21 protein-coding genes and 2 pseudogenes are annotated in these 25,429 nt (G+C 41.9%); 4 read left to right on the top strand and 19 right to left on the bottom strand.

Going from position 1 to position 25,429, the window contains the following annotated elements:
* Together Phpb_RS05675 and Phpb_RS05670 are read right to left on the bottom strand one after the other, a co-directional pair.
* A partial coding sequence (locus Phpb_RS05675; RefSeq protein WP_420848328.1) for a TonB-dependent siderophore receptor occupies positions 1 to 1,573 on the bottom strand: 1,573 nt, incomplete at its 3' end.
* Between the two features lie 175 nt (positions 1,574 to 1,748).
* Positions 1,749 to 3,572 (bottom strand): IucA/IucC family protein, encoded by a 1,824-nt coding sequence (locus Phpb_RS05670; RefSeq protein ID WP_065389537.1) that lies wholly within the window; start codon positions 3,570 to 3,572, stop codon positions 1,749 to 1,751.
* Between the two features lie 450 nt (positions 3,573 to 4,022).
* Here Phpb_RS05670 and recQ point away from each other — a divergent pair, with 450 nt between their 5' ends.
* Genes recQ through yigL form a run of 3 tightly spaced genes read left to right on the top strand, consistent with a single transcriptional unit; the run spans position 4,023 to position 7,685 of the window.
* Entirely contained in the window at positions 4,023 to 5,849 is a 1,827-nt protein-coding gene (gene recQ / locus Phpb_RS05665; RefSeq protein ID WP_065389536.1) for an ATP-dependent DNA helicase RecQ, read from the top strand.
* Positions 5,850 to 5,863: 14 nt separating this feature from the next.
* Positions 5,864 to 6,862, top strand: a complete 999-nt coding sequence (gene pldB, locus Phpb_RS05660; RefSeq protein ID WP_065389535.1) for a lysophospholipase L2 — start codon at positions 5,864 to 5,866, stop codon at positions 6,860 to 6,862.
* Positions 6,863 to 6,884: 22 nt separating this feature from the next.
* Positions 6,885 to 7,685, top strand: coding sequence for a sugar/pyridoxal phosphate phosphatase YigL (gene yigL, locus Phpb_RS05655; RefSeq protein WP_065389534.1), 801 nt, complete (start codon positions 6,885 to 6,887; stop codon positions 7,683 to 7,685).
* A 504-nt stretch (positions 7,686 to 8,189) separates the two neighbouring features.
* On the opposite strand, the gene Phpb_RS27505 is transcribed toward yigL, so the two are convergent.
* The 3 genes from Phpb_RS27505 to ati1 all read right to left on the bottom strand — a co-directional run bounded on the left by Phpb_RS27505 (position 8,190) and on the right by ati1 (position 10,466).
* Positions 8,190 to 8,300, bottom strand: a complete 111-nt coding sequence (locus Phpb_RS27505; RefSeq protein ID WP_420848329.1) for an IS1-like element transposase — start codon at positions 8,298 to 8,300, stop codon at positions 8,190 to 8,192.
* Positions 8,301 to 8,480: 180 nt separating this feature from the next.
* Entirely contained in the window at positions 8,481 to 9,974 is a 1,494-nt protein-coding gene (locus tag Phpb_RS05650) for a VPA0450 family T3SS effector inositol phosphatase (protein ID WP_065389533.1), read from the bottom strand.
* A gap of 42 nt (positions 9,975 to 10,016) precedes the next feature.
* The gene (gene ati1, locus Phpb_RS05645; RefSeq protein ID WP_065389532.1) at positions 10,017 to 10,466 is read right to left on the bottom strand and encodes an Ati1 family type III secretion system chaperone; all 450 of its coding nucleotides are present in this window, start codon (positions 10,464 to 10,466) and stop codon (positions 10,017 to 10,019) included.
* A 225-nt stretch (positions 10,467 to 10,691) separates the two neighbouring features.
* Between ati1 and Phpb_RS24430 the strand changes: the two are divergent.
* Positions 10,692 to 10,880 (top strand): annotated as a pseudogene (locus tag Phpb_RS24430) (transposase); the annotation flags it as partial.
* A 74-nt stretch (positions 10,881 to 10,954) separates the two neighbouring features.
* Here Phpb_RS24430 and Phpb_RS05635 read toward each other — a convergent pair.
* From Phpb_RS05635 to Phpb_RS26555, 14 genes and pseudogenes are all read right to left on the bottom strand, one after another.
* A complete protein-coding gene (locus Phpb_RS05635; RefSeq protein WP_065389530.1) occupies positions 10,955 to 11,605 on the bottom strand; it encodes a hypothetical protein in 651 nt (216 codons plus the stop codon).
* Positions 11,606 to 11,607: 2 nt separating this feature from the next.
* Positions 11,608 to 11,922, bottom strand: a complete 315-nt coding sequence (locus Phpb_RS05630; RefSeq protein ID WP_065389529.1) for a hypothetical protein — start codon at positions 11,920 to 11,922, stop codon at positions 11,608 to 11,610.
* On the bottom strand, positions 11,919 to 12,887 hold the full coding sequence (locus tag Phpb_RS05625; protein WP_065389528.1) for a hypothetical protein: 969 nt from the start codon (positions 12,885 to 12,887) through the stop codon (positions 11,919 to 11,921). The genes Phpb_RS05630 and Phpb_RS05625 overlap by 4 nt, the downstream gene beginning before the upstream one ends.
* Positions 12,884 to 13,852, bottom strand: coding sequence for a hypothetical protein (locus Phpb_RS05620; protein ID WP_065389527.1), 969 nt, complete (start codon positions 13,850 to 13,852; stop codon positions 12,884 to 12,886). Before Phpb_RS05620 ends, Phpb_RS05625 begins: the two co-directional genes overlap by 4 nt.
* On the bottom strand, positions 13,849 to 14,283 hold the full coding sequence (locus Phpb_RS05615) for a hypothetical protein (protein ID WP_131817493.1): 435 nt from the start codon (positions 14,281 to 14,283) through the stop codon (positions 13,849 to 13,851). The genes Phpb_RS05620 and Phpb_RS05615 overlap by 4 nt, the downstream gene beginning before the upstream one ends.
* Before the next feature lie 47 nt (positions 14,284 to 14,330).
* On the bottom strand, positions 14,331 to 14,816 hold the full coding sequence (locus tag Phpb_RS05610; protein ID WP_065389525.1) for a hypothetical protein: 486 nt from the start codon (positions 14,814 to 14,816) through the stop codon (positions 14,331 to 14,333).
* Positions 14,813 to 15,781 carry a hypothetical protein gene (locus Phpb_RS05605; RefSeq protein ID WP_065389524.1) on the bottom strand — a complete coding sequence of 323 codons (969 nt, stop codon included), beginning with the start codon at positions 15,779 to 15,781 and terminating at the stop codon, positions 14,813 to 14,815. The genes Phpb_RS05610 and Phpb_RS05605 overlap by 4 nt, the downstream gene beginning before the upstream one ends.
* Entirely contained in the window at positions 15,778 to 16,746 is a 969-nt protein-coding gene (locus tag Phpb_RS05600) for a hypothetical protein (protein WP_065389523.1), read from the bottom strand. The genes Phpb_RS05605 and Phpb_RS05600 overlap by 4 nt, the downstream gene beginning before the upstream one ends.
* Positions 16,743 to 19,754 carry a toxin VasX gene (locus Phpb_RS05595; protein ID WP_065389522.1) on the bottom strand — a complete coding sequence of 1,004 codons (3,012 nt, stop codon included), beginning with the start codon at positions 19,752 to 19,754 and terminating at the stop codon, positions 16,743 to 16,745. Before Phpb_RS05595 ends, Phpb_RS05600 begins: the two co-directional genes overlap by 4 nt.
* Entirely contained in the window at positions 19,751 to 20,983 is a 1,233-nt protein-coding gene (locus Phpb_RS05590) for a DUF4123 domain-containing protein (RefSeq protein WP_065389521.1), read from the bottom strand. Before Phpb_RS05590 ends, Phpb_RS05595 begins: the two co-directional genes overlap by 4 nt.
* Entirely contained in the window at positions 20,980 to 22,992 is a 2,013-nt protein-coding gene (gene tssI, locus Phpb_RS05585; RefSeq protein ID WP_065389520.1) for a type VI secretion system tip protein TssI/VgrG, read from the bottom strand. Before tssI ends, Phpb_RS05590 begins: the two co-directional genes overlap by 4 nt.
* Positions 22,993 to 23,709: 717 nt before the next feature.
* Positions 23,710 to 24,432 (bottom strand): Imm52 family immunity protein, encoded by a 723-nt coding sequence (locus Phpb_RS05580; protein WP_065389519.1) that lies wholly within the window; start codon positions 24,430 to 24,432, stop codon positions 23,710 to 23,712.
* A gap of 66 nt (positions 24,433 to 24,498) precedes the next feature.
* Positions 24,499 to 25,224 carry an immunity 52 family protein gene (locus Phpb_RS05575; protein WP_065389518.1) on the bottom strand — a complete coding sequence of 242 codons (726 nt, stop codon included), beginning with the start codon at positions 25,222 to 25,224 and terminating at the stop codon, positions 24,499 to 24,501.
* Positions 25,225 to 25,349: 125 nt separating this feature from the next.
* Positions 25,350 to 25,429, bottom strand: a pseudogene (locus Phpb_RS26555) (immunity 52 family protein); the annotation flags it as partial.

The raw sequence follows: 25,429 nt of genomic DNA, 5'->3' as shown, positions 1-25,429 counted from the left end.
GGCGGTTTTCTGGGTTGAATATTCCGGTGTAACTAGTGTAAACCGACAAATCTTGAGTGATGTTGTAGATCAGCCCGCCGTAAGGAACAAGTTCGTCACTATAGCTGGCATTCTGTGGAGTATTGAAATTATCACCGCGAGTCTGCCAACTGGTTACTCGACCACCGAGGATCAAGGTCAGTGGATCTGCCAGAGAGATCTGAGTAACGGCATAACCTGCGGTCTGTTCATTACGCCCTTTTGAGCCATAAGTTCGCGTATTACTCCACTCTGGTTCAGGATATTGCCAGCCAGGAGAGGTGAAGTCACCCAGTCCGGTGCAACTGCCCTTGGGCATACAAGTTGCCCTGAAATAGTCGTTCTGGAAATCCTGTTGCTGATGGTTTAAGCCGAAGCTGACATGATGGGTACGGTTAAATAACCGGTAGTCACCATTCACCTGTAGATCGTAGTTCTGCTGACGGCGACTGCCATCAATAAGTGTCATGTTACCTGGCACCATACCAATATTGGTGCTACGGTCAGGAAAACTTGTCGCCCACAGCACTTTTTGGTCCAAAGCGTTATTATCGTAAGTAAAGGTGCCTTTCACACTCCAGCCATTGTCAAAGTTATGTTGCAGACTGGTAAAGGTAGAGAAGGTCCGAACTTTTGAAAAAGCCCAATCAGGCGCATAGCTGTCGCTGCGTTTATAGTCTGTTTTGCTGCCGTCTGCAAAATAGATCGGCAAACCACCAAACATACCGCCACGGGTGTGGTTACGTTGATAATCCACGCCGATAGTCAGCAAGGTATTTTCGGTCAAATCCGCTTCAAGAATGCCATAGAACGGGTATCTTTCGTTGTTATTGCGATCAATAAAGGAGTTGGCCGCTTGATAGGCGGTAACGAAACGCCCGCGTAGGTTGCCACTGTCATTTAACGGGCCAGAGAGATCAAGGCCAGTACGCCATTTATCCCAAGAACCCGCACCGGCAGAGAATTCGCCACGGAAATCACGGGTCGGACGTTTACGAATCAGGTTAACGGCTGCCGAAGGATTGCCGGGGCCGACCATCAAACCGGCCGCCCCACGTACCACTTCAATACGATCAAACAGATCAGTATCCAGAAGATTATCACCGTAGTTAAAGCGGGTATCGTAGTAGGTCGCAACCCCATCACGCAGGATGTTATTGATAGACATGCCACGAGAAGTAAACCCGAAACGATCACTGTCAAACTGGCGTACGCTCATACCGGTTGTGCTGTCGATGACGCGATTAACACTGTCCATATTTTCGTCAAGCATACGTTGTTTGGTCACGACACTGACGGTCTGTGGCGTTTCACGCGCCGAGAGGTTGAGACCGGTGGCGGTGACCATCGATGTGGTATTGTACATGCCGGTGTCTTCGGTCACACCTTCATGTTCTGGTCGTGAAGCGGTGACGAGTATCTTGTCATTTTGCGCACTTTCCGTGATTGCATAACTATTTCCCATCAGTACTAACTGTATAGTCATTGCAAGAGTTGTTTTTTTAATCATAGAATCCTTTTGCAAAAACGGATACATCACTTTCTTACTATTCATTACATCCCCAAATTAAGTCTTTTGGTATTTATACCCGTCATCTTTCAAGTTGCCTCTTTGTTGGCTGCACTCGCTCACCCCGGTCACATAGTTACCTATGCTCCCGGGGATTCACTCCCTTGCCGTCGCGATGCATCTTGAAATCCATAGGGTATATCTATGTTGATATTTTTATTTATTTCCGCTCGGCCTGATGAAGAGTAACTGAGTATTCATGGCGCAAAGCGTATAGCGGGTTAATTAAAGTTCCGGCGAATTTGAGATTCTTTTCACGATCGTCGAGATCAATCATCTGTTGATTGTTCGCCATTTGCAGACGATTCAGACAAGTACGCACAAATTCCTGCTTAAACAGATCGAACTTACGGAATTTCTCAATCTGATGTAGATGTTGTGATTGATAATTATGGACACAGCGTGCAACCAGTAACCAGAAACGCTCTTCTGGTAGATTGAGATCTTTTTGCAACAGTGGAATCAAATAGCGGAAGAAACAATCGAAAATATCAAGGAAGATATAGTTAATCTTCATGTCGTCTTCGATAGTGACATGCAGGAAATTAATCTCTTTAGGTAGTTGAAGATCGCCATTCAAAATAGCGATTTCTTCACCAATATCTTTCATCAACATTTTTGTCGGGCTGTTATTATCCAGCACCAACATCAGGTTTTCACCGTGTGGCATAAATACCAGATCATAGGTGAAGAAAGAGCGCAGTAATGGAGAAAGGTAAGCATCGAGATAACGTGACACCCACTCTTCTGAATCTAATCCTGAATACTTTACTAAAGCAGCGATAACGGAATTACCCTGATGGTCAACATGCAGTAACGAAGCCATTGTCATCAAGCGTTGGTTATCTTTCAACAGCGTCATTGGGCTTTCGCGCCACAGTGCTGACAGCATTTTCTTATGTGGGCTGTCCTTCTTAATGGCTGATTCAAAGTAGTTATTGAAATAACCGAGAGCGGCACGTTCCCGTAATACGGTAAAACCTTTCTGTTGGAAGAAACTGTCATTATGGACTAAGTTACTGAGCCATTCATTGACTGATGGGGTTGTGACCATGCTGTGTGGATCGAGTCCACGCATAAAGCCCATGTTCAACACCGAGAGGGCGGTCTTAACGTAGTTCTTCTTTGGCTGAGTAATATTGAAGAAAGTACGGATAGATTGCTGCGCGAGGTAGCGATCATAACCTTCGCCAAGATAAACAATATTATTATTGGCAATATCTGCCGCAAAGCTAATGGCGATACGGTGCTGCCACTGCCAGGGATGAAGAGGCATCAGATAATAATCGGATGGACATAATCCCAACGTATTAAGATGACGTTCAAATTGTGCTGGCAGGTATTTCCCTAACTCTTCTTCTATTAATTGCTGGTATGAGAGATCAGATATCGCAGAAAAGGTAGCTTTATTCCTGTGTACCGCAATCCAGATTAAAGTCACGGGGTTAGCGCTTTCGGGCGCGTAGCGCTGATAATCATCCGCGTCAAAACCAATTCGGCCATTATTTGCAATAAAGACCGGGTGGCCTTCACTCATTGCTGTTTCGACGACTTGATAATCGGCATGAGCTAAATCTTGGGCTGTCAGTCGGTTGTACTGATATTTAAAAGCGTGACCGTAAAGCGTGCTGGATATCTCGTCGAGATAAATCGGCAGCATTTTTTCCGGAATTTCCAACAGTGGATACAACTCAATAATCAGTTGAATGGCATCGAGTGGTTGAGATTGATTATCTTTGAATTTGGTTACAGAAGCGGCATCAATATCGATATGATCGAGCTGATAAGCCTCCGCTTGAAAATGGTATTGGTAGTCACCTATTGTTAGAGAATATTGCTGTTGTCCATGATAGGTAGGATTAATCAACTTTTCGTGACACAGCTCACGTAATATTTTTGTCACTAGGTGGCGATTGGCATGGAGCCAGTTTTCTGCGTTGAGGTGCAGAGTGTGATTATCAGAGTTAATATGTAGTGAACTCATGGTGATAACAATCCCTATTCATAATCAAAAAATCCTATCCAACATAGTCGCTATACGCTGGAAACAAATCGGTACGCTTAATTCTGAAATTTTCGAATATAAGCATCCTTGTTCCAGGTATTCGTTCCGGTTCTCTTAGACAGGTGACTTTTGGGGTATTCAATTTTGATAACATTAATACAAATTATTATCATTAACAACTGTGTAAGTGTAAGGATTTACTCTATTTTTGCCTAAATAGCAGTCAAAAATGCGGCGTTATAGTGCTGCATTGGGATGAGTAAGATGAATTGGGGGAGAATTTTTGATCGGCTGTAACCTTTAATTAAACCTGCTTTTATACCGAGATGATGTTCAATGACATGCTGTAATTATTTCGAGAGTGAGATAGCATAATGCCCAGACGTTTTGAACAGCGTCTGTGATTTTTTAATATGGTTGAGGAAAAGTGTGTCTACCGCAGAGGTCATTAATACGATATCACTGACAGAGCAGGTATTGCGGAAAACCTTTGGTTATTTGCAATTCCGGCCTGGCCAGCAACAAGTTATCAATACCATTCTTGAAGGGCGTGACTGTTTGGTCATTATGCCGACTGGTGGCGGTAAATCATTGTGTTACCAAATTCCGGCGCTGGTACAGGAAGGGGTAACTTTGGTTGTTTCGCCGTTGATCTCTTTAATGAAAGATCAGGTGGATCAACTGCGGGCAAATGGTGTTGCGGCGGATTGCTTGAATTCAACTCAGGCCCGTGAACAGCAAATTGATGTAATCCGACGTTGCCGTCAGGGAATGGTTAAATTGCTGTATATCGCCCCTGAGCGCTTGATGATGGATAACTTCCTTGAGCAACTTCTGGAATGGCAACCCGCAATGCTGGCTGTGGATGAGGCTCATTGTATTTCACAATGGGGCCATGATTTCCGGCCGGAATATCGGGCGTTGGGACAGCTAAGGCAACGCTTTCCGACATTGCCTGTCATTGCGTTGACGGCGACCGCTGATGAAACTACCCGTAATGATATTGTCCGACTACTGAATCTTAATAATCCACTTATCCATATCAGCAGTTTTGACCGTCCCAATATCCGTTACACCTTGATAGAAAAATACAAACCATTAGATCAACTGTGGTTATTTATTCGCGGTCAAAAAGGTAAAAGCGGCATTGTTTACTGCAACAGCCGCAGCAGAGTTGAAGAGATATCAGAGCGTTTACAAAAACGTGGCCTGAGTGTTGCGCCATACCATGCTGGGTTGGACAACAGCCAGCGTGCGCGGGTGCAGGACGCGTTTCAACGTGATGATTTGCAGGTGGTGGTGGCGACCGTGGCATTTGGTATGGGGATTAATAAACCTAATGTTCGGTTTGTGGTGCATTTTAATATTCCACGTAATATCGAATCCTATTATCAGGAAACGGGACGTGCTGGACGTGATGGTTTGCCGGCGGAAGCGGTGCTGTTTTATGATCCCGCGGATATGGTATGGCTTCGCCGTTGTCTGGAAGAGAAAGAGGCGGGTACACAGCAAGATATTGAGAGGCATAAGCTCAATGCGATGGGGGCTTTTGCCGAAGCACAAACTTGCCGCCGTCTGGTGTTATTGAACTACTTTGGTGAAAGTAAACAAACCCCTTGTGGTAACTGTGATATCTGCCTTGATCCGCCGAAAAGTTATGATGGTTTAGTGGATGCCCAAAAAGCGCTTTCTTGTATTTACCGGGTTGGGCAGCGCTTTGGTATCGTCTATATTGTTGAAGTGCTTAGAGGCGCGAATAATCAGCGTATCCGTGATATGCGACATGATCATTTACCGGTTTATGGTATCGGTAAAGATCAGAGTCAGGAACACTGGGTTAGTGTATTGCGGCAGCTTATTCATTTAGGCTTTATCAGTCAAAACATCGCCAACTATTCTGCATTACAATTAACGGAAGCCGCGCGTCCGATATTGCGTGGTGAAGTTTCACTAAAACTGGCTGTTCCACGAATACAGAATCTGAAAGGGCGTAATCAGCAAAGTAAATCATATAGTGGTAATTATGATCGCAAACTATTTGCCAAGTTACGTAGATTGCGGAAATCTATTGCTGACGAAGAAAATATCCCGCCTTTTGTTGTATTTAACGATGTCACGTTGATTGAAATGGCGGAGCAATGCCCGGTTACGGCTGATGAGATGTTATTAATCAACGGTGTGGGGCAACGTAAACTGGAGCGTTTTGGTAACGTCTTTATGGCCTTAATTTGTGAACATCTAGAGGAGCTTGAATAGTCTGAGGATAATTGATGACGCCAGAAATGTTAAAAGAAAGCTGGCTCAATCGTGAGGCACAGTTCTCTGCTTTTGCCAACGGGCCTTTATTGGATTTTTGGCAGGTCAGGGAAGAGCGTGAATTTATCGGTGTAGATAATATACTGATACGCTATGTCCGTTTTTGCGCAACAATAAAAAATTATAGAGCGGTCGTTATCTTTCCTGGGCGTAGTGAAAGTTATATCAAATACTCGGAAGTGGCATTTGATTTTCATCACCTTGGCTACGACGTTTTTATTATTGATCATCGTGGGCAGGGGCGATCCAGCAGGATGCTTGAAGATCCACAAAAAGGGCATGTAGAAAAATTTGACGACTATATTAATGACGTTGAAATATTTATCGAAAAAGAAATTCTTCCTCGTCATTATTCTCACTGTTATGCGTTAGCCCATTCAATGGGGGCGGCAATATTAGGGGGATTTTTATTACGTCACAGTCAAGTATTTGATGCGGCGGCCCTTTGCGCGCCTATGTTTGGTATTAACTTTCCTATGCCACGTTGGTTGGCGACTTTCCTGGTTAACCGGGCTGAAAAGCGGCCGGATATGCGCAACCATTATGCGGTACTCACTGGGAAATGGCGTCCGTTGCCTTATTCGATAAACCTTCTGACACACAGTTATGAGCGTTATAGCCGTTACCTCCGTTATTATGCGGATTATCCAGAATTACGTATAGGTGGTCCGACATATCACTGGATACGGGAAAGTATTTGGATTGGCGATATGTTGATGGAAAAAGCCGGAGAAATTGAGACACCATTGATAATTTTAAAAGCCAGTGAAGATAAGGTCGTTAACAATTGGAAATTACGGGCTTTTTGTGAATCACGTAACAAAGTGAAGGATTTCATTGAAGGACGGTCACCTTTGATTATTCAAGGGGCGCGTCATGAGATCCTGTTTGAAAAAGATAAATTACGTAGCCAGGCACTTAATGCCATTTGTGATTTTTTTGACCGGAATTGATTCAATTATAGGAACGATAACTATGTATCATATTGTTGCTTCAGATTTAGATGGCACTTTGCTGTCCCCTGATCACAAATTAACTTCTTACACCAAGGAAACCCTTAATTTACTGACCAATAAAGGCATTCATTTTATTTTTGCCACTGGTCGTCATCATGTAGATGTCGCGCAAATCCGAGATGTTCTTGGCATTGATGCCTATATGATTACTTCCAATGGCGCTCGGGTACACAATGCTGTGGGTGAATTGGTTTTCAGTCACAATGTTGATCCTGAAATTGTGCATGAGTTGTGTCTAATGGAGTTTGATAACGCTGATATTCTGACGAATTATTACTGCCATGATCACTGGTATATGAATCGTGAATGCCCTGGACAGAAAGAGTTCTTTCAGGAATCCGTGTTTCATTATCAACTTTTTGAGCGTGACGACTTTAAAACCGATGATGTATGCAAAGTTTATTTTACCTGCGAAGATCATGATCTATTGGTTGTGTTGGAAGAGAAAATCAAAACGCGTTGGGGCGATAGAGTCAATGTGAGTTTCTCGTTGCGCAATTGCCTGGAAGTGATGGCGGGTGGGGTGTCGAAAGGTCATGCGCTTGAGCGGGTAGCCCAATCTATGGGTTATAAACTGAGTGATTGTATTGCTTTTGGTGATGGCATGAATGACTTTGAAATGCTGATGGTGGCAGGTAAGGGCTGTATTATGCGGGATGCTCACCAGCGTTTGAAAGATATCTTGCCAGATATGGAAGTGATTGGTTCAAACGCTGATGATGCGGTTTCCCACTATTTGTGCAAAATATATCGGGTTTAATTTATTATCCACTGTAATCACAGCGCTATTGGCGTTGTCAGATTATTGACAAAGTGCTGGTTTTTTATCCGGCACTTTGTTTTAATTAAGTTCCGTTCACCCAACGGAGATTGCCGCCATGTTAAGAACCCCCCCAAACTTTTCCACCAGGAACCTTCTCACTTGACGAGCTGGCGCCCAAAAATCACCTGGTCCGCCAAGTCTATGCCTCCATTGATTTTGAATTCATCCGCGAATTAGTTGCGCCTTTGTATTGCTGGATAAAGGGGGCATGTGGTACGGCGGAGGCGAAAATGGCGCCTTGGAGGACGATCACATGGGCTTAATGAGGAAAATGGTCATAACATTTTTCATTATGAAAAAAACAAACCTCGTTCTTTTCAATGAGGTTTGTCTGCGGTCTGAGACCAGCATAAAGCTGGTCTTATTTGCTGTTTGATGTATGTTATTCATAGAAATTTTATCGCTCAAAGCTGCTCGTAAAATCTTCATTCCAATCGGTAGTTACTTGCCTTGGTGCGATTTTTTTAGGGCGCGCAGGACGGTGTTAATGCCAATCTTGAGGACACGAGCGGTGATGGATGCTATGAAGTGCTGAGTCTCAAAAGCACCCATCATACCGCTTCAACCGATCGGAGGCATCACCCGATTAAGGTAGAATCGCCTTCGTTATGTTCGAGCTGATTAGTATGCCAATTTTTCAATTTGGCATACTTTTTTCGGAATAAACGCCCTTTCAAAAACTGACCACTCTTTGCTTTTAATATCTAACAGAGAGTAATTGTTAGCTTGCTATTAGAGATTGGCAACGAATTGTTTATTAAATTCAGCATTCACTTTATCACTGAGAAGTTCGTACTTTTCACTCAATGCAATTTGCTGCGTTTGTAGTTGAGCTGGGTTTTTAACAAGATCAGATGAGTGAAGTTGACTCATCTCTTCCATAAAGCCGCTAGTTAACTGACTGAAGAGTGCATCTTTACCGATAATAAAACTCGAAAAGTTCTCTTTTACGAACTCTTGTTCATTGGGACTTAAGCTTTCTAAACCCAGACGTGCCTGGTTAGCGGAAGTGACATCGTCAAACGTCGCGTTAGCTGGATCAGTACCAGGCTTTAGGTACGCCGCGTCATTTTTGAAGTCACCGGCATTTTGAGTCATCGCGCTTTCTATGAGTTTTTGAGAGAAACTTCTTACCTCAAACGTAGACTGCACTGGTTTGTGGTCACTGACATTCACAAATCCATCAGTGATCACACTGGTTTCATGGTTCTGTAAGTTACCCGTTTTGTTGGTTAAACCAGTATTATCGAGCTCACCGAAATCAGGGCGATCTCGACCTTCTTTCTGTTTAATATTGCCAGTGTGCTTATCAAGCTGCATGTAAGTATGGCTATCGAGTGGTTTGAACTTAAAGCCATGTTTTGCTAAATGCGTATCATCGTGTGCAATTGGGTCGTACAGCACATCAGAGCCTTCAGCAACCCGCTTCTCACGCTCATTGAGATCGCCGGTGATCAGAACCTCTTCATTCGGTTTGATCCCCTCCATCAACTTGTTTCCTTCGAATTCACGCTTTACTTCTTTGTTAGAATCTAAGTGCGCGGAAATCACGTTTAAAGCTTGGCCATTGATCTCTAAATCGGTTTTCACCCCGCCTTTGTTACCAGTGATACCCATGAAGAATGCCATGTTTCGTCCACCGATACCGTGACGATACTCAGACTCTTTTTTCACGTTAATATCGACGCCATCTTTAGCAAAAACAGACATAGAAGTATAACTAACACCTTCACCAAGACCTTTGGTCATTACTTTCATTTTGTTTTGGCTAAGGAGGTTCATGCCATCAAGTTCTAGGTCGTTAGCAAGCAATTTAGACTCTTGTTCAGCAAACAAGACCACATCATAATCACCTTTTTGGATCAGATTCTGGAAGTAGTTCTTAGTCTCTTCCGGCATCTTTTGGTTAGCCTGGTTGTAGGTTAATGTTAAGACCTTAACGTTGCCGCTGTTCTCTTTTTTGTGCAGCTGTTGGTTCATCAGGTTCAGTTTTAAATCACTGTTTTTCGATGAATCTGTATTGCTAAAGAAGCGGTTGAAAAAGCTGCGATTCTCTTTTTGTTTTAGGCTAACTTCACCATCACTGTTTTTAGTAACGCTGTATTCTTTACCAAATACAGAGCCAAACTTAACCGTATCACCTTCTTTCGCATTGGTTTTGATATTTTGAATATCCGCGAAGTCTAAACTACCTCTGTGCTGACTATTAATTTGAATTGTTGACATAAATTAACCTTATATTATAAATAGGGGCGTTCGCTGTAGGGATTAAATAAAAATCCCGACAGGTAGTTTTTCTGGGATCGTTTCTGCGTTATTCGTTTGTTCAATAAAATGGTGCCATTGCTCCATTTTTTCTAACAGTTGCTGAAAGACGTTTTGCACATAATTTTGAGGCTTATTTGATAGAGAAATAATCTTATAAATCGTTAATCTACGGCTATCAGGCATTAAGCCAATACCAAAGCCGCCTCTAAAAGGTTCCAGCGCGTGTTCACCGATCGTGACTGCAATCGCTTCTGGAAGAGGCGTTGGTAATTCAACTGGACTGGTCAGAGATATGTGTAAATTAATGGTTGTTTCATTCTTAAATATGGTTAAGAAAAGCGCCTCACCATGGTCATTAGTATCGAATGATAACTCACATTGAAATAATCCATTTTCATCGAAATCGGCACCGTTACCTAAAAAACTGATACTTTCCTGATAGATATCCATTGTGTTCCTTCTATATATTATTTTTTGATGGTTATTCTTCTTAGTAAGAAGGATTATAAGGACGAGGGAACTGTATGATATTAAGTACAGGCGGATTTTTTTATTCTTCCATATGAAAGGTTAAAACCACCGACTTTAGTCAGTCAGATTATTGACAAAGTGCTGGTTTTTTTATCCGGCACTTTGTTTTAATTAAGTTCCGTTCACCAAACGGAGCTTGCCGCTATGTTAAGAACACCGCCTCCTCAGACTTTCCCGCCAGAAACGCTCTCGCTTGACGAGCTGGTGCCCAAAAATCACTTGGTCCGTAAAATCGATGCCGCTATTGATTTCGAATTTATCCGCGAATGAGTCTCCCCGCTGTATTGCCATAATAATGGCCGACCAGCTATCGATCCCGTTATGTTGCTTAAAACGTACCAGCCGTTGGGCTGGCAGTGGATGAATAGTAGGAAACCATTTTTTAAGTAAGTTTTTTAATCGTTGCTTCATTCGGAAAGATCTTCATCAGGGGGACCTAAGCGATCCAATTCTGCCAGAATCAACGGAATTTGTACCTCTAAATCAGTGGGTCTTTTATCTTTACTCCACCAGATAAGCGGCTCACGGCGTTTATAATCCACTTTACTGACCGCCTCTTTGCCGTTCAATAAGAATTTCACCATAAAGGCGACTGCCAGCGCTTTATCATTGCCACTACTTAAGAAGGCAAAAGAATAACTGCTGACGTTAGGAATAAAGCCGCGTCCGATAAGGTTATTATTTTCATCCAGGCCGTAGACTTTGAGATACAAAATATTAGCTTTTTCCACCATGCCTAATTGTGGATAACGGGCGGCATAGGCTTTACCTTTATACCAGGTGTAGAAAATCTGTCGTTCACGGTCAATAATTAATGGCGCCTGACTCTGCCAAAAAAATATACAATATACAAAGGGTGGAATAATCAATAGATAGAGCAGAAAGAAACTTATATCAATTATGAGCAATCGGGTGCTGCTTGGGTAAAAAGTATAACGATAATATAAATATTTCCTTAGTGAAATTTCTTCATCATTACCAATATAGCGAGCATCTTCCATATAATCAGGTAAATCATTCCGTAGATAAAATTCTTCTCCATACTTTTTTTTCGCCAAGTTTACCCAACTATGAATCCACGCTTCATTTTTTTTCTCGATTCCATAAAATCGTTAACATTTAACACCAGACTACTAATAATCCCTAGGGTTACTGGGATCAAGTTAATACTCCTAAAACGGCGTTGAGTGTTACGAACATGGCACTCCCTATTATCAAGGTAGTCCAATATCTCCACATGTTTGATGGTTTCTGCATCCTTAATATCTGGCGGTGCCGCCAGAATCTCTTTTTCCCAGCGTGCCAGCCGTTGGGCTGGCAAAGGATGAATAGTAGGAAACCATTTTTTGAGTAAGTTTTTTAATCGTTGCTTCATTCGGAAAGATCTTCATCAGGGGGACCTAAGTGATCTAATTCGGCCAAAATCAACGGAATTTGTGCCTCTAAGTCGGCAGGTCTTTTATCTTTACTCCACCAGATAAGCGGCTCACGGCGTTTATAATCCACCTTACTGACCGCCTCTTTGCCGTTTAATAAGAATTTCACCATAAAGGCGACTGCCAGCGCTTTATCATTGCCATTACTTAAGAAAGCAAAAGAATAACTGCTGACGTTAGGGATAAAACCACGCCCGATAAGTTGATTGTTCTCGTCCAGACCGTAGACTTTGAGGAAAAAGATATTAGTTTTTTCCCCCATGCCTACTTGTGGATAACGAGCGGCATAAGCTTTGCCTTTATACCAGGTGTAAAAGATCTGTCGTTCGCGATCAATAATTAATGGAGCTTGTCGCCGTGAAAAAAATATGCCCCAGACAAACGGTGGGATAATTATTATGTAAAGAAGCAGGAAGCCTATATCAATTTTGAGAATCCGTGAACTGCTTGGATAAAAGGTATAGCGATAGTGAAGATATTTTCTCAGAGAGATATCTTTATCATTCCCAATATAACGTGCGTCCTCCATATAATCAGGTAGATCATTGCGAAAATAAAATTCTTCTCCATACTTCTTCTTTACTAATGCTACCCAACGATAAATTTCTGCTTCATCATTTTTACGGTCTTCGATAAATCCGTTAATATTCAAAACAAGACTACTAATAATTCCTAATGTAACAGGGATCAAAGCAATACTCCGGGCGCGGCGTTGGGTGTTGCGAATATGACATTCTTTATTATCAAGGTAGTCCAATATTTCCACATGCTTAATGGTTTCTGCATCCTTAATATCTGGTGGTACTGCAAGAATTTCTTTTTCCCAGCATGCCAGCCGTTGGGCTGGCAAAGGATGAATAGTGGGAAACCATTTTTTAAGTAAATGTTTTAATCGTTGTTTCATTCGGAAAGATCTTCATCAGGGGGACCTAAGCGATCCAATTCTGCCAGAATCAACGGAATTTGAGCTTCTAAATCGGTAGGTCTTTTATCTTTACTCCACCAGATAAGCGGCTCACGGCGTTTATAATCCACCTTACTGACCGCCTCTTTCCCGTTTAATAAAAATTTCACCATAAAAGCCAGCGCCAAACCTTTATCATTGCCACTGCTTAAAAAAGCAAAAGAATAACTGCTGACGTTAGGGATAAAACCACGCCCGATAAGTTGATTGTTCTCATCCAGGCCGTAGACTTTGAGATAAAAAATATTAGTTTTTTCCCCCATGCCTACTTGTGGATAGCGGGCAGCATAGGCTTTACCTTTATACCAGGTGTAAAAGATCTGTTGTTCACGATCGATAATTAATGGCGCCTGCCGGCGTAAAAAAAAGACGGCACAGATAAAAGGAGGTATAATCAACAGATAGAGCAGAAGAAAACCTATATCGACTTTAAAAAGGTAGTCGCTATATCGATAATAATTATATCGATAATGTAAGTATTTTCTCAGGGACAGATCTTTATCATCACCAATATAGTTCATACCGTTTAAATAGTCAGGCAGGTCATCACGTAGGTAAAATTTCTCCCCATATTCTTTTTTAGCTACATCAACCCAATGATAAATTTCTGATTCATTACTCTTTCGTTCTTCTATGAAATCATTTGCTGCTAATAACATACTGGTAATTAATCCTAGAGTTACCGGGATCAAAGTAATACTCCGAGCGCGTCGTTGGGTATTGCGAATATGACATTCTTTATTATCAAGGTAGTCCAGTATCTCCACGTGCTTAATAGTTTCAACATCCTTAATATCCGGAGGTACAGCCAAGATTTCTTTTTCCCAGCGTACCAGCCGTTTGGCTGGTAGAGGATGAATAGTAGGAAACCATTTCTTGAGTAAATTTTTTAATCGTTTTTTCATTCGGAAAGATCTTCATCAGGGGGACCTAAACGATCCAATTCAGCCAGAATCAATGGAATTTGTGCCTCTAAATCGGCAGGTCTTTTATCTTTACTCCACCAAATAAGCGGCTCACGGCGTTTATAATCGACCTTACTGACTGCTTCTTTGCCGTTTAATAAGAATTTCACCATAAAGGCGACGGCCAAACCTTTATCATTGCCACTACTTAAGAAGGCAAAAGAATAACTGCTGACGTTAGGGATAAAACCACGTCCGATAAGTTTATTGTTCTCATCCAGGCCGTAGACTTTGAGGAACAGAATATTAGTTTTTTCTGCCATGCCTACTTGTGGATAACGAGCGGCATAAGCTTTGCCTTTATACCAGGTGTAAAAGATCTGTCGTTCACGATCGATAATTAATGGTGCTTGTCGCCGTGAAAAAAACATAGCCCATACAAAAGGTGGAATAATTAAAAGATAGAGTAATAGAAATATCATGTCAGTGATAAAAACATCATTACCATATTCAGAAAAGTTATAGCGATAATGTAGGTATTTTCTGAGAGAGATATCTTTGTCATTACCAATATAACTAGCTTCTTCCATATAGTCTGGTAAATCATAACGCAGATAAAAATTATCGCCATATTTTTTTTCGCTAAATCTACCCAACCATGTATCCATACTTCATTATTTTTTCGTGACTCTATAAAATCGTTAACGTTTAACACTAGGCTACTAATAATCCCCAGTGTGACCGGGATCAAGGCAATACTCCGAGCGCGGCGTTGGGTATTGCGAATATGACATTCTTTATTATCAAGGTAGTCCAATATCTCCACGTGCTTAATGGTTTCTTTATCCTTAATATCTGGAGGTGCAGCCAGAAGTTCTTTTTCCCAACGGGCCAGCCGTTGGGCTGGCAAAGGATGAATAGTGGGAAACCATTTTTTAAGTAAGTTCTTTAATCGTTGTTTCATTCGGAAAGATCTTCATCAGGGGGACCTAAGCGATCCAATTCGGCCAAAATCAATGGAATTTGAGCTTCTAAATCGGCGGGTCTTTTATCTTTACTACACCAAATAAGCGGCTCACGGCGTTTATAATCCACCTTACTGACCGCCTCTTTGCCGTTTAATAAGAATTTCACCATAAAGGCTACTGCCAGAGCTTTATCATTGCCACTACTTAAGAAAGCAAAAGTATAACTGCTGACATTAGGGATAAAGACACGTTCGATAAGGTTGTTATTTTCATCCAGTCCGTAAACTTTGAAATACAGAATATTGGTTTTTTCCATCATACCTAATTGTGGATAACGGGCAGCATAGGCTTTACCTTTATGCCAGGTGTAGAAAATCTGTCGTTCACGGTCGATAATTAATGGTGCCTGACTCTTCCAAAAAAATATACAATATACAAAGGGTGGAATAATCAGCAGGTAAAGCAATAAAAATACCATATCAGTTATTAAAATATTATTGCTATATTCATAAAAATTGTAGCGATAGTGTAGGTATTTTCTTAGTGAAATTTCTTTATCATTACCGATGTAACAGGCTCCTTCCATATAATCTGGCAAATCATTGCGTAGATAAAATTTATCACCATATTCCTTTTTCACTATATTAACCCAATGATGAATGTTTTCTTCACCACTTCTTCGTTCTTTTATAAAGCTATTAATGTTAAGAATAAGACTACTGATAATCCCTAATGTTACAGGGATTAGATTAATATTTCTAAAACGGCGTTGAGGATTGCGGATATGGCATTCTTTATCATTCAGGTAATCTAGTATTTCCATATTCTTAATGGTTTCCTTATCCTTAATATCTGGAGGGACTGCCAGAATTTCTTTTTCCCAGCGGGCCAGCCGTTGGGCTGGCATTGGATGAATAGTGGGAAACCATTTTTTAAGCAAGTTTTTTAATTTCACTTTCATTCGGAAAGATCTTCATCAGGGGGACCTAAGCGATCCAATTCTGCCAGAATCAACGGAATTTGAGCTTCTAAATCGGCAGGTCTTTTATCTTTACTCCACCAGATAAGCGGCTCATGGCGTTTATAATCCACTTTACTGACCGCCTCTTTGCCGTTTAATAAGAATTTCACCATAAAGGCGACTGCCAGACCTTTATCATTGCCACTACTTAAGAAGGCAAAAGAATAACTGCTGACGTTAGGGATAAAACCACGCCCGATAAGTTGATTGTTCTCGTCCAAGCCGTAGACTTTGAGGAACATAATATTAGTTTTTTCTGCCATGCCTACTTGTGGATAACGAGCGGCATAAGCTTTGCCTTTATACCAGGTGTAAAAAATCTGCCGTTCACGGTCAATAATTAATGGAGCTTGTCGGCGTGAAAAAAACATAGCCCATACAAAAGGTGGGATAATCAGCAGATAGAGTAACAGAAAACCTATATCGACCTTGAAAAGATAACTACTATTTTCATAATAGGTATAGCGGTAATGCAGGTATTTTCTTAGAGAGATCTCTTTGTCGTTGCCAATATAGCGGGCATCTTCCATATAATCGGGTAAATCATTGCGTAGATAAAATTCCTCGCCATATTTCTTTTTCACTAATTCTATCCAACGATAGAGGTTATATTCGCTTTTTTTTCTTGATTCCATAAAATCGTTAATGTTTAACACTAGGCTACTAATAATCCCCAGTGTAACCGGAATTAAAGCAATACTCCGGGCGCGGCGTTGAGTATTACGAATATGACATTCTTTATTATCAAGGTAATCCAGTATCTCCACGTGCTTAATGGTTTCTGCATCCTTAATATCTGGTGGTGCCGCCAGAATTTCTTTTTCCCAGCTGGCCAGCCGTTTGGCTGGCAATGGATGGATAGTGGGAAACCATTTTTTGAGTAAATTTTTTAATCGCTGTTTCATAGTATGTGTTCCCCGTCAAAACTGCCTTTAATGGTATTTTCTGTTGTCGGTTTTTCTCCCCAGAAATAGCGTAGAGGGGAGAGAATATCTTCCGATTGCTCATAATACCAGTACAATTCACTAATGTGTGAATAAACTCCTATAGTTTCAGGGACTACTATCTCTAGTGTTGCAGTATCGCCATTTAGGGTAAGTTTTCCCTGTTCCTGAGCTTCCTTGAATTTGGCATTGCGAAAAGCATCGGGAGTATATTTGCGGCGGTTAATCTCAATATAATCGACTTTTTCTCCCCAATAAGAGGTTTTGGGTGAAGTCACAAAGATCCCTCGAATATTTGAGAGATTCATCTGAAAAGCAGGTAGAGTAAAACAATAGGTGGTGACGCCAAAGCCTTGATGTATTTTCAGTTGTGGCTGGATAAAGAGATTTAAAAATTCTTGGTTTTCTATAAGAAAGTGATCTTTGGTAAGATGATCCATTTCACGAGCAACTTCTAATTGTTTGGAAATTTTAGGTCTCCCATTTTCTCCCCAGAAAGCATATTCGTCCCCTGCTCCCCAGAAACAGTTATTCAGCACTTTCTCCAAATCTGACCAGGCACTGCTAGCTTGTACAATACTGCCACCGATAAGCAAACTAGCCCCGACGACTATCGCAGTAGGTACACCCGCAGTCAGGAAGGAGCCTACCGCCGCTCCGATCCAGATTGCAGTTGTTAAAATGGTGGAACCTGTTCCTATCGCTACCAGGCCATAACCTTCTAGGTTATTACCCACTTTGAAAGCGTTACTTGCATCATAGAAGGAGATAATTGCTCCTAAGTATCCCGCTACACTACCGGCAACACGGGAAAATTGACTAACCATCGCCGCATTGATGGCAGGCACTTTTAGCCCATTCATCAATGCTTTCACTATGGGAGAGTTTACTTTGCTAGCCAGCGTTGAACCGAGAGAAGTCAAATCAGCACTCATACCAATTACCGCGGTACTAAAGCGCAGCAGATTCATATAGGAAGATCCAGGCTGTAAAGGGTTATTGCGGGCATATTCTGTCTGCATAACCACGTCCGCCAGGGTGAAGGCATTCAGAAACAGGCTGACACCGGTCAATGAAGAATCAAACAGTAAACCAATAGAGGGTTTACCAGCCCCTTCTAAGGTAAAAAGCTGAACCGGCGAGTCCACACTGGCCTTAACTTCGGGCAGAGTGATTACCGGTTTATTGCCGAGTGATCCCAGGCGTTTACTCCAGTTAATCATCCGTTCCCCGATAGCCTGTTGACGTACTGCCGGATCAGGTCGGTGGCGATTCGTTTTCGATTCCAGCCGCTTAAGTACTTCCTGATAGCTCTGTTCACTGAGTGCCACTCTGCCATCCGGTTCAATCACTACGCCTAGCGTGGATAACAGGGCCGGAACCAGTTGTTGGGTTATCTGGTCAATGGCTTTCTGGGGAATCTGCCGGACATAACTTGAACCCTGATAAATTGTCTGATTGGTATAGGCGCAGACGGTTGCCAGAAAGGTCCCCATCCCCAGCAGAATATTATCGACGCCACTAATAAACGGGCCCTTAAGCAGCGGTGATTTTACTTTGTCGTTATTCAGTACGGTGACAACCCCGGTGGTAATGGTGCGCCAGAAGTTGCCATCCCCGTTGCCGTCTGACTCTTTGGCCGCAAGCTTTGCTAAAACCTGCTGGCCGGGCAAGGATGATTGCAGGTTGCCGAGCAGACCGGAGAGAATTTCACTGAAAAACCGGAACTCCAGCGCATCCTCTTCTTCCAGCGTCTGTTTTTCATCTTGCAGTGAAAAGAAGTAGTGAAAGTAATTTTGCAGCCCGCCGACTTGATAACTGAGGTCCGGGTTATCCGCAAAGGCTTCAAACAGTTTCATAAACATCGCCTGACGCGCTTCAAAATCTTCGGTGACTTTTTTCAGTTTTGGCCAGTCATTTTCCCAGGCATCAGAATCAATACTGTCATCTATTTTCTTTTTCAGCTCCGGGTTTTTGGTGGCTTTGAGCTTTTCGACATAGAAACCGATGGTCAGTGGGTAGATGTTGGAGGCGTTATAGCTCTGTTGCCACAAATTCAGGATAGAGTAGGCTTCCACAATGTCCCGCTGACGGCCTACCGGGTCATGCAGGATCACAATCCGCGCCTGTTCATTGAAGTGCAGATAACTGTTGATTTCCTGGATAATCTTACCGGCGTCCATTTCGTAGCTGTCCTGAGTGGTCAGCGTATCAATACTGACGTCAGCCAAATCCAGTTCATTGATGTCTTTTTCAATGATGGCCTTGATGTTGGCAAACTGTTCCTGCCGGATTTTGTAATCGACAATCAGTTTTCGAAAATACTTGTCTGAGGCGTTAACCGCAAAGGGGGATTGCTTCTGTTCGAGATTGATGAACTGCATGGTTTTCTGCCGCAGTTCAAGACTACTGTCAATCTTAGCCAGTACCGAGGAGTGCCACGGGTGTTCACTGTAGGCGATACTGATATTGATGACATCTTTGGCGACAAACAGGAATGAATGACCTTCACCCCGAATGCCCGGCTCAGGGATAAGCCCTTCACTGGCATCTCTGCGGTTGAGAAACATATATTTTCTAAATTTCTCTACCCGCTGTTTTTTGCCGTTAACCTCTTTCTCTGACACGCAGTATTTAAAGATATGAAGATAGCCCCGGGCCTTGCTGCCGCGAGCGGTAAGCGGGTCTTCTTCCTTAATGTATATCCAGCCGGGACGCAGCAGGCGGGCGGCATAGCCTTTGGTTTGTTGGAGTGATGAAGAGAACATCAGGGTGTGGATGTCCGGGGGCGCTTCTGGTTTTTCCAGCTCCTTGCCGAAAAAGTTCACATAAGCATAGCGAACCGGGTAAATCGGTTTAACATCGCAGTCACAGGGCTGAATATAAGTATCTGCTTCAAGATTTTGTGGGAACATTTCGTAAGCTTTTTCTATTAATTTGTCGAAACGTTCCTGAATGTCAGTGGTCATAATATTTCCTTGGTTGTCAGTGTGTCGCATTGTTTGAAAAGTGAATGTGCCCGTATTTCCTGCGTTTCTGTTTGCGAGCAGGCTGAGTCCCAAAACTGTTGCCAGTGAACTTCATCATCGGGCATTAAACACCTGGCGGCAACATAATAGAGTATGGCCCGCTGTTGCGTTAGCCCTTGCAGATAAGCTTGATTCGTCTGCTGTAAAACAAAAGCAGGCAGGGTGTTTTTATTCACCTGACAGCGTTCAGCCAGGTTTTCCTGAATAAAATCAATGGTTTTAAATGTAAGGCGTTGTTGCGCTTGTTGATCAAACAGTTCGCACAAGCGGCGATTGAGCGTGACAGGCATGGGTTTTGCCTGCCGGACGTTTTCGGTGATGGTGATAATGTGGCGGGTATCGGGTTTATCACCATAGAACCACATTGCGTTGATCCCTTGCATAAAATGGGCTAATGGCCCGTCGGACAGGGTATTAAGCAGTGTTGTCAGTGTGTTGGGATGATAGAAACGGAAAAATGCCCACGTCTGAGTCAGCTCATTTTTTAAATAGGTGAACTTACGCAGATGATTCAGCAGCGTTTCAAAAGGTTGTTCGCTGTGGATAAACAAGCTCAACTCTGCCCGGTTATCGGCATTCATAATGTATCGCTGTAGCTCTGGCTGATTACTACTGTCTTTATGCAGTTCAACCAGATAAGGGGCGCTATCTTCCAGTGAAACTTGAGTTTCTCCCTGAAATAATCCTTGCCAGCGTAAGGAGGAAGCGAGCAGATCAGGAATGATAAATCGTCCTGCCTGTTGGTATATTGCCGCATCAATGACCGCGTAGAGATGTTCGTTATCTCCATAAACAGGTGTATCAGTGGCTTGTGTCAAGATTAGATCACCACAAGCGGCAGGCAGTGGAGAGTCAACATTTTCCTGTTCTACCAATATTACGGGGTGTTGATCGCTTATCTGTTGGATATGGCGTATTAACCGTAATTCGGGCAGAGTGCTTTCCATCAAATAGGTCTGTAAGGCAATAATGTCTTGGTATTGACCGTTTTCTATTCCGAAACCAATAACGTAATTGCACAGCTTTGTTAGTGCCTCGTATTCAGTCGGCGCATAGATTAATGCTTTGGCTGAATATTGTCCGGCAGGATGTTTTTCATTACCTATCGCTTGGTAGGTGCAATTGGCAACCCAGTAATAGGCTGAATTAAATGAGGATAGCGTTTTCACTCTGATGTTTCCTTCTGTGCATCGGCTTTTCCTTTGCAATCCTGAGCGATGGGCTGTCCTTCATTGGCTGCGCCGGTCAATGTCGGCACGGTGCCTGCGCTTCCTCCTTGCACTACCACCGGGCCTTTCAGAAAGATGTTGCCGTTTAGTGTGATGCCTTGAGCATCCAGAGTGATGCTTCCTGCCTTACCTCTGAGGATCAATGTATCGCTGGCTTGCAGGGTATGTATTTTGGTGTGTGAGTGAATGCCTTTAATGACATTTAATTGGTAATTGCCTTTGATATCACACTGTTTGTTTTCACCAATTTGTTGGAAATGGGAGGCGTAGATCTCTTCCTTCCAGCTATTGTTGATCCGGGTAATTTTGTCTTTCTCAATGGTTTCGAACTGATTTTTATCCACCTGAATATGTTGTTCATTCATGACACGGATAAATTCATCATGGCCGATTTTATGCCGACGATCATTCATGACCGTGTGGCTTTCGTCGTGCTCTATTTTTTGTGTCTTATCGTGGTTAATTTGGATCAGTTGGTCACGTTGAGCGTGGATATAAATCTCTTCCCGCCCTTTTTCATCCTCAAAACGTAATTCGTTAAAGCCGTTACCTTTATGCGTTTTGGTTCTGAACGTGGTGCGTGTCTTTTCCGCGGGTAAATTCAGTGGCGGGCGGTTAAGGCCGTTGTAAGTACATCCGGTAATGATAGGCCGGTCAATATCGCCGTTGAGATAGGAGATAATCACTTCCTGACCCACTCGCGGTGTTGCCAGAAAACCAAATCCGTTGCCATTCCACCCTTGTGCAACCCGCACCCAGCAAGAAGCCTGATCATCAGGCGCGTCATAACGGTTCCAGTGAAAGTGGACGCGAACCGCGCCATCTTTATTGACGTAAATTTCTTCAGTGCCGGGCCCGACAACCGTTGCGATTTCATCGCCGTCGGCCAATGGTTTATAGCGGTATGGCGGACGCCAATCGTTGCGGCCTGGAATGAACCGGGTGTGTGAATTCAGGGTAGTGCCGGTTCCGTTATCGCCTAGAACGGCGGGGACATGCCCGATATGTTGGGAAGAGATGACTTGCCAGCGATCATTCATGGCGTCAATCGGGTGGTGGGTTAGTGTAAAAATTCTGCCCGGCATTAATCGAATACAATTACTGTCCGCTTGCCCTGATTTGCTGTCAACACGCAAAGCTTCCAGCCGGTATTGGGTAAATGGAATGCCCTCTTTGTCTTTCTGAAAACGGCCGTAGCTTTCGAAAATATGAAATGGCGTGCCGTTCTCCGCTTCAAAATCCGTGGCGTTATGCTGTAAGGCATAATTGGGGTTGTGATAATTTCGGTCTTTTTGGTCGGTAGATTCCGGGCGCATGTAGGAGCCAAGAGACCATTTATAGATAACATTTTCTTCTACTGCGCTGGTGACGTCCGGGTTATAAATCAACGTATCCGGCGCTCTCATGTTCAGATAGCTATCACTCAGATAGAGCCCGTCATCGGCGAACCAGAAGAAAATCCCCTCCTCAGCCGCCAGGCGGGTAAAGAAATCATAGGATGATTCCCTTTTCATGGTGACGTATTCCCGTGTTGAGTGTGGGTTATTCAAATGCATATTGGCCCGAAGTTTCTTCTGTTTCAGGATGCTTTGTAAAATATCGGGGACACTGAGCTGGTGATAGATACGGCTGTCCTGATCGAGTGTCAGCAGCCACATTTCTGGTCTGACTGTCAGGTGATACTGAGTTTGATGTCGGTTTGTGGCGCCAACAACCGCACTTGCAACCAATCCTTTCACTTCACGTTGCAGAATATCGTCACGGGTGACAGTGAACCGCCCGGTTTGGAGCAGCAGGGTGTCCGTGTCTATATTTGAACGGCTTGCCGCTAATGTGAGAGACAGGGTAAATAACGATGAAAGCGCTTCATCTAAGGTAAAATTCACTACCGCAAAAGTCATGGGCGGCAGATTGCCGATGGTGCAGGAAAAGCGGAGTCCGGTTTTCATAATGTTTCCTTCAATTACATGATCTTCTGATGCCCAGGCATATTGTAAAATTCCCAGTATTCACTGGTGTCGTTATTGATAACGGTTAATTTGTGAAAGTGCTTCCCTATAGAAATCTTCAAAATTTCCCATATCTACCTTTGTGTTCTTTGTGACCAAATGTTAATGCAAATTTATATTTTTATCTTATGGATATCAAGGTTGATAATTTAACTATGCGTAATTTTTTGCTTAAAACAGTTAATAAGGTAAATTTTATAGGTGTTTAACTAACATGATTATGTAATTTATTTCAATGCGTTTTATTGAGATAAGTTTTCCTTAATCGAGTTATGGCGCCATGATAGCCAGATGTTGGAAGCTGAAATTAATATTTAGTTATTAGTTAATGTAGGGAAAGATGTCATGTTCTATTATTTTGGTCGGTGATTCGACTTCGCATGGTGGTAAGGTGAAAGTAAAAGAAAACTGCTGACGTTAGGAATAAAACCGCGCCCGATAAGCTGATTGTTCTCGTCCAGGCCGTAGACTTTGAGATACAGAATATTGGTTTTTTCCATCCACAATAGGAAAACCCCCTTTGCACTTAGGGCAGTTTACTTAATCATCTTTTAGCAATAGACACGCCTTGATAAACCTAATTATTAATGGCGGTAATAACTTTACCACCATGATCGGTTGTGTCGTTTATACGGATAACTGTTTTGCTTGCTATAGTTATATCTCTGTTATTAGAGGCAATATTTGTAGATTCCGCAAGCAGATTTCAATATCATTGGCTTTATTAATATGCTTCTGGTTGTCTATGTCAAAGATATCTTTTGTAGTGATAATCAATGAGCCTTTTTTGTCATTTTTATCAGAAACAGGCATTATCTCTTCTGCCATTGGAGCTAAAATTGGGTCTATTTCTATTGGTAAATAGAGCATCCAACCAGCACTTAAACGATCTGGGAAAACGTGTTTTCTTTTTATTCTATATGTATTGTTTTCTATCATAATATAAGGTGCACTATGAGTAGAAATCAAAAAATTAATAAAGCTGATTAATCGTGATAGCCGAAATTCATTTTCTTCAATAGATATATGAAAATCTATTTGGGTTTGCCCTAACCGATCTCGACGATAATTCATATAACAAATTGAACATGAATAGTCATCATCTTCGCCATCCCAAATCCCTTTAATAATTATAGGATTTTCTTCTGTATAATCTTCTTCAAACTCTTTTATTGCTTCTTTTGTTGCTCCTTGCTGATCAAAAGCAATATGTTGTAAAGATTCTTGACGAGTATTTCCTGGTAAATACCAAGTTTTATGGCGTCTAAAAAATATATCTACTTGTTGTGTAATTTTATATAAATCGGTAAGAACTATTGTTGGAGTTAATGGTTCTTTCCAATCTGTATATAATTTCATATTTAATGATAATGTAGTCATTTACTTTCACCCTTGCTTAAATGTTAGTTAGGTCGTTTAATTAGATAGCTGCTTTGCTGGCCATAGTTATACCTCTGTTATCAGAGGTAATATTTGTAGATCCTGTAAGCAGATTTCAATATCATTGGCTTTATTGATATGCTCCTGGTTTTCAATATCAAAAATATCTTTTGTAGTGATAATCAATGAGCCTTTTTTGTCATTTTTATCAGAAATAGATATTATTTCTTCTGCCATTGGGACTAAAATCGGATCTATTTCAATTGGTAAGTAGAGCATCCAGCCAGCACTTAAACGATCTGGGAAGACCTGTTTTCTTTTTATTCTATAATTATTAGCTTCTACCATAATATAAGGTGAATTATGGCTAAAAACCAGAAACTTGGTAAAATCAATCAACTTAAGAAAGTGAAACTCTTTTTCTTTAATGGATATATTAATCTCTATTTTTGTTTGGCCTTGTCTTTCAACATGATAATTAAAGTAACTGATTGAACATGCTTGCCCATCCTCGCCTCCATCCCAGACACCTGATATAACCGTAGGATCTTCTTCTGTATAATTTTCTTTAAAGTCGCTTATACATTCGTCTGTTATTCCTCTATCATCAAAAGCTACCCGAGTTAATGCTTCTTCGCGGCTATCTCCGCCTAAATACCATACTTTAGAGTATCCAAAGAAGATATCTTCCAATTGTTTTACGATTTTATAGGTATCATTAACTGCAATGTCTGGAGTTAATGGCTTTTTCCAATCTGTATATATTTCTATATCTAAAGATAAAATAGTCATTCATTTTTCCTATTAGAAATTATTCGGATAACAAGGAGTATGAAATACTTTAATGTTGGAGTGAATAGATGATTTTTCTAAATCAGTTAGGTTGTTTAAATGGATTAAAGCTCTGTCTGTCATATTTATAACTCTGTCATCAATGGTAGTATTTGTAAATCCCGTAAACATATTTCAATATCATTGGCTTTATTGATATGCTCCT

Origin of the sequence: Photorhabdus namnaonensis (assembly GCF_001684335.1) — a bacterium.
In the GTDB taxonomy this organism is placed as follows: Bacteria; Pseudomonadota; Gammaproteobacteria; order Enterobacterales; family Enterobacteriaceae; genus Photorhabdus; species Photorhabdus namnaonensis.
Note: the sequence above shows the minus strand (reverse complement) of the source record. Positions and strands in the feature narration are given on the sequence as shown.

Excerpts from the sequence above, each read along its gene's own strand:
- Phpb_RS05670 (WP_065389537.1), bottom strand. The coding sequence starts at position 3,572 with ATGAGTTCACTACATATTAACTCTGATAATCACACTCTGCACCTCAAC.
- pldB (WP_065389535.1), top strand. The coding sequence starts at position 5,864 with ATGACGCCAGAAATGTTAAAAGAAAGCTGGCTCAATCGTGAGGCACAG.
- yigL (WP_065389534.1), top strand. The coding sequence starts at position 6,885 with ATGTATCATATTGTTGCTTCAGATTTAGATGGCACTTTGCTGTCCCCT.
- Phpb_RS27505 (WP_420848329.1), bottom strand. The coding sequence starts at position 8,300 with ATGGGTGCTTTTGAGACTCAGCACTTCATAGCATCCATCACCGCTCGT.
- Phpb_RS05650 (WP_065389533.1), bottom strand. The coding sequence starts at position 9,974 with ATGTCAACAATTCAAATTAATAGTCAGCACAGAGGTAGTTTAGACTTC.
- ati1 (WP_065389532.1), bottom strand. The coding sequence starts at position 10,466 with ATGGATATCTATCAGGAAAGTATCAGTTTTTTAGGTAACGGTGCCGAT.
- Phpb_RS05630 (WP_065389529.1), bottom strand. The coding sequence starts at position 11,922 with ATGAAGCAACGATTAAAAAACTTACTCAAAAAATGGTTTCCTACTATT.
- Phpb_RS05625 (WP_065389528.1), bottom strand. The coding sequence starts at position 12,887 with ATGAAACAACGATTAAAACATTTACTTAAAAAATGGTTTCCCACTATT.
- Phpb_RS05620 (WP_065389527.1), bottom strand. The coding sequence starts at position 13,852 with ATGAAAAAACGATTAAAAAATTTACTCAAGAAATGGTTTCCTACTATT.
- Phpb_RS05615 (WP_131817493.1), bottom strand. The coding sequence starts at position 14,283 with ATGTTTTTTTCACGGCGACAAGCACCATTAATTATCGATCGTGAACGA.
- Phpb_RS05610 (WP_065389525.1), bottom strand. The coding sequence starts at position 14,816 with ATGAAACAACGATTAAAGAACTTACTTAAAAAATGGTTTCCCACTATT.
- Phpb_RS05605 (WP_065389524.1), bottom strand. The coding sequence starts at position 15,781 with ATGAAAGTGAAATTAAAAAACTTGCTTAAAAAATGGTTTCCCACTATT.
- Phpb_RS05600 (WP_065389523.1), bottom strand. The coding sequence starts at position 16,746 with ATGAAACAGCGATTAAAAAATTTACTCAAAAAATGGTTTCCCACTATC.
- Phpb_RS05595 (WP_065389522.1), bottom strand. The coding sequence starts at position 19,754 with ATGACCACTGACATTCAGGAACGTTTCGACAAATTAATAGAAAAAGCT.
- tssI (WP_065389520.1), bottom strand. The coding sequence starts at position 22,992 with ATGAAAACCGGACTCCGCTTTTCCTGCACCATCGGCAATCTGCCGCCC.
- Phpb_RS05580 (WP_065389519.1), bottom strand. The coding sequence starts at position 24,432 with ATGACTACATTATCATTAAATATGAAATTATATACAGATTGGAAAGAA.
- Phpb_RS05575 (WP_065389518.1), bottom strand. The coding sequence starts at position 25,224 with ATGACTATTTTATCTTTAGATATAGAAATATATACAGATTGGAAAAAG.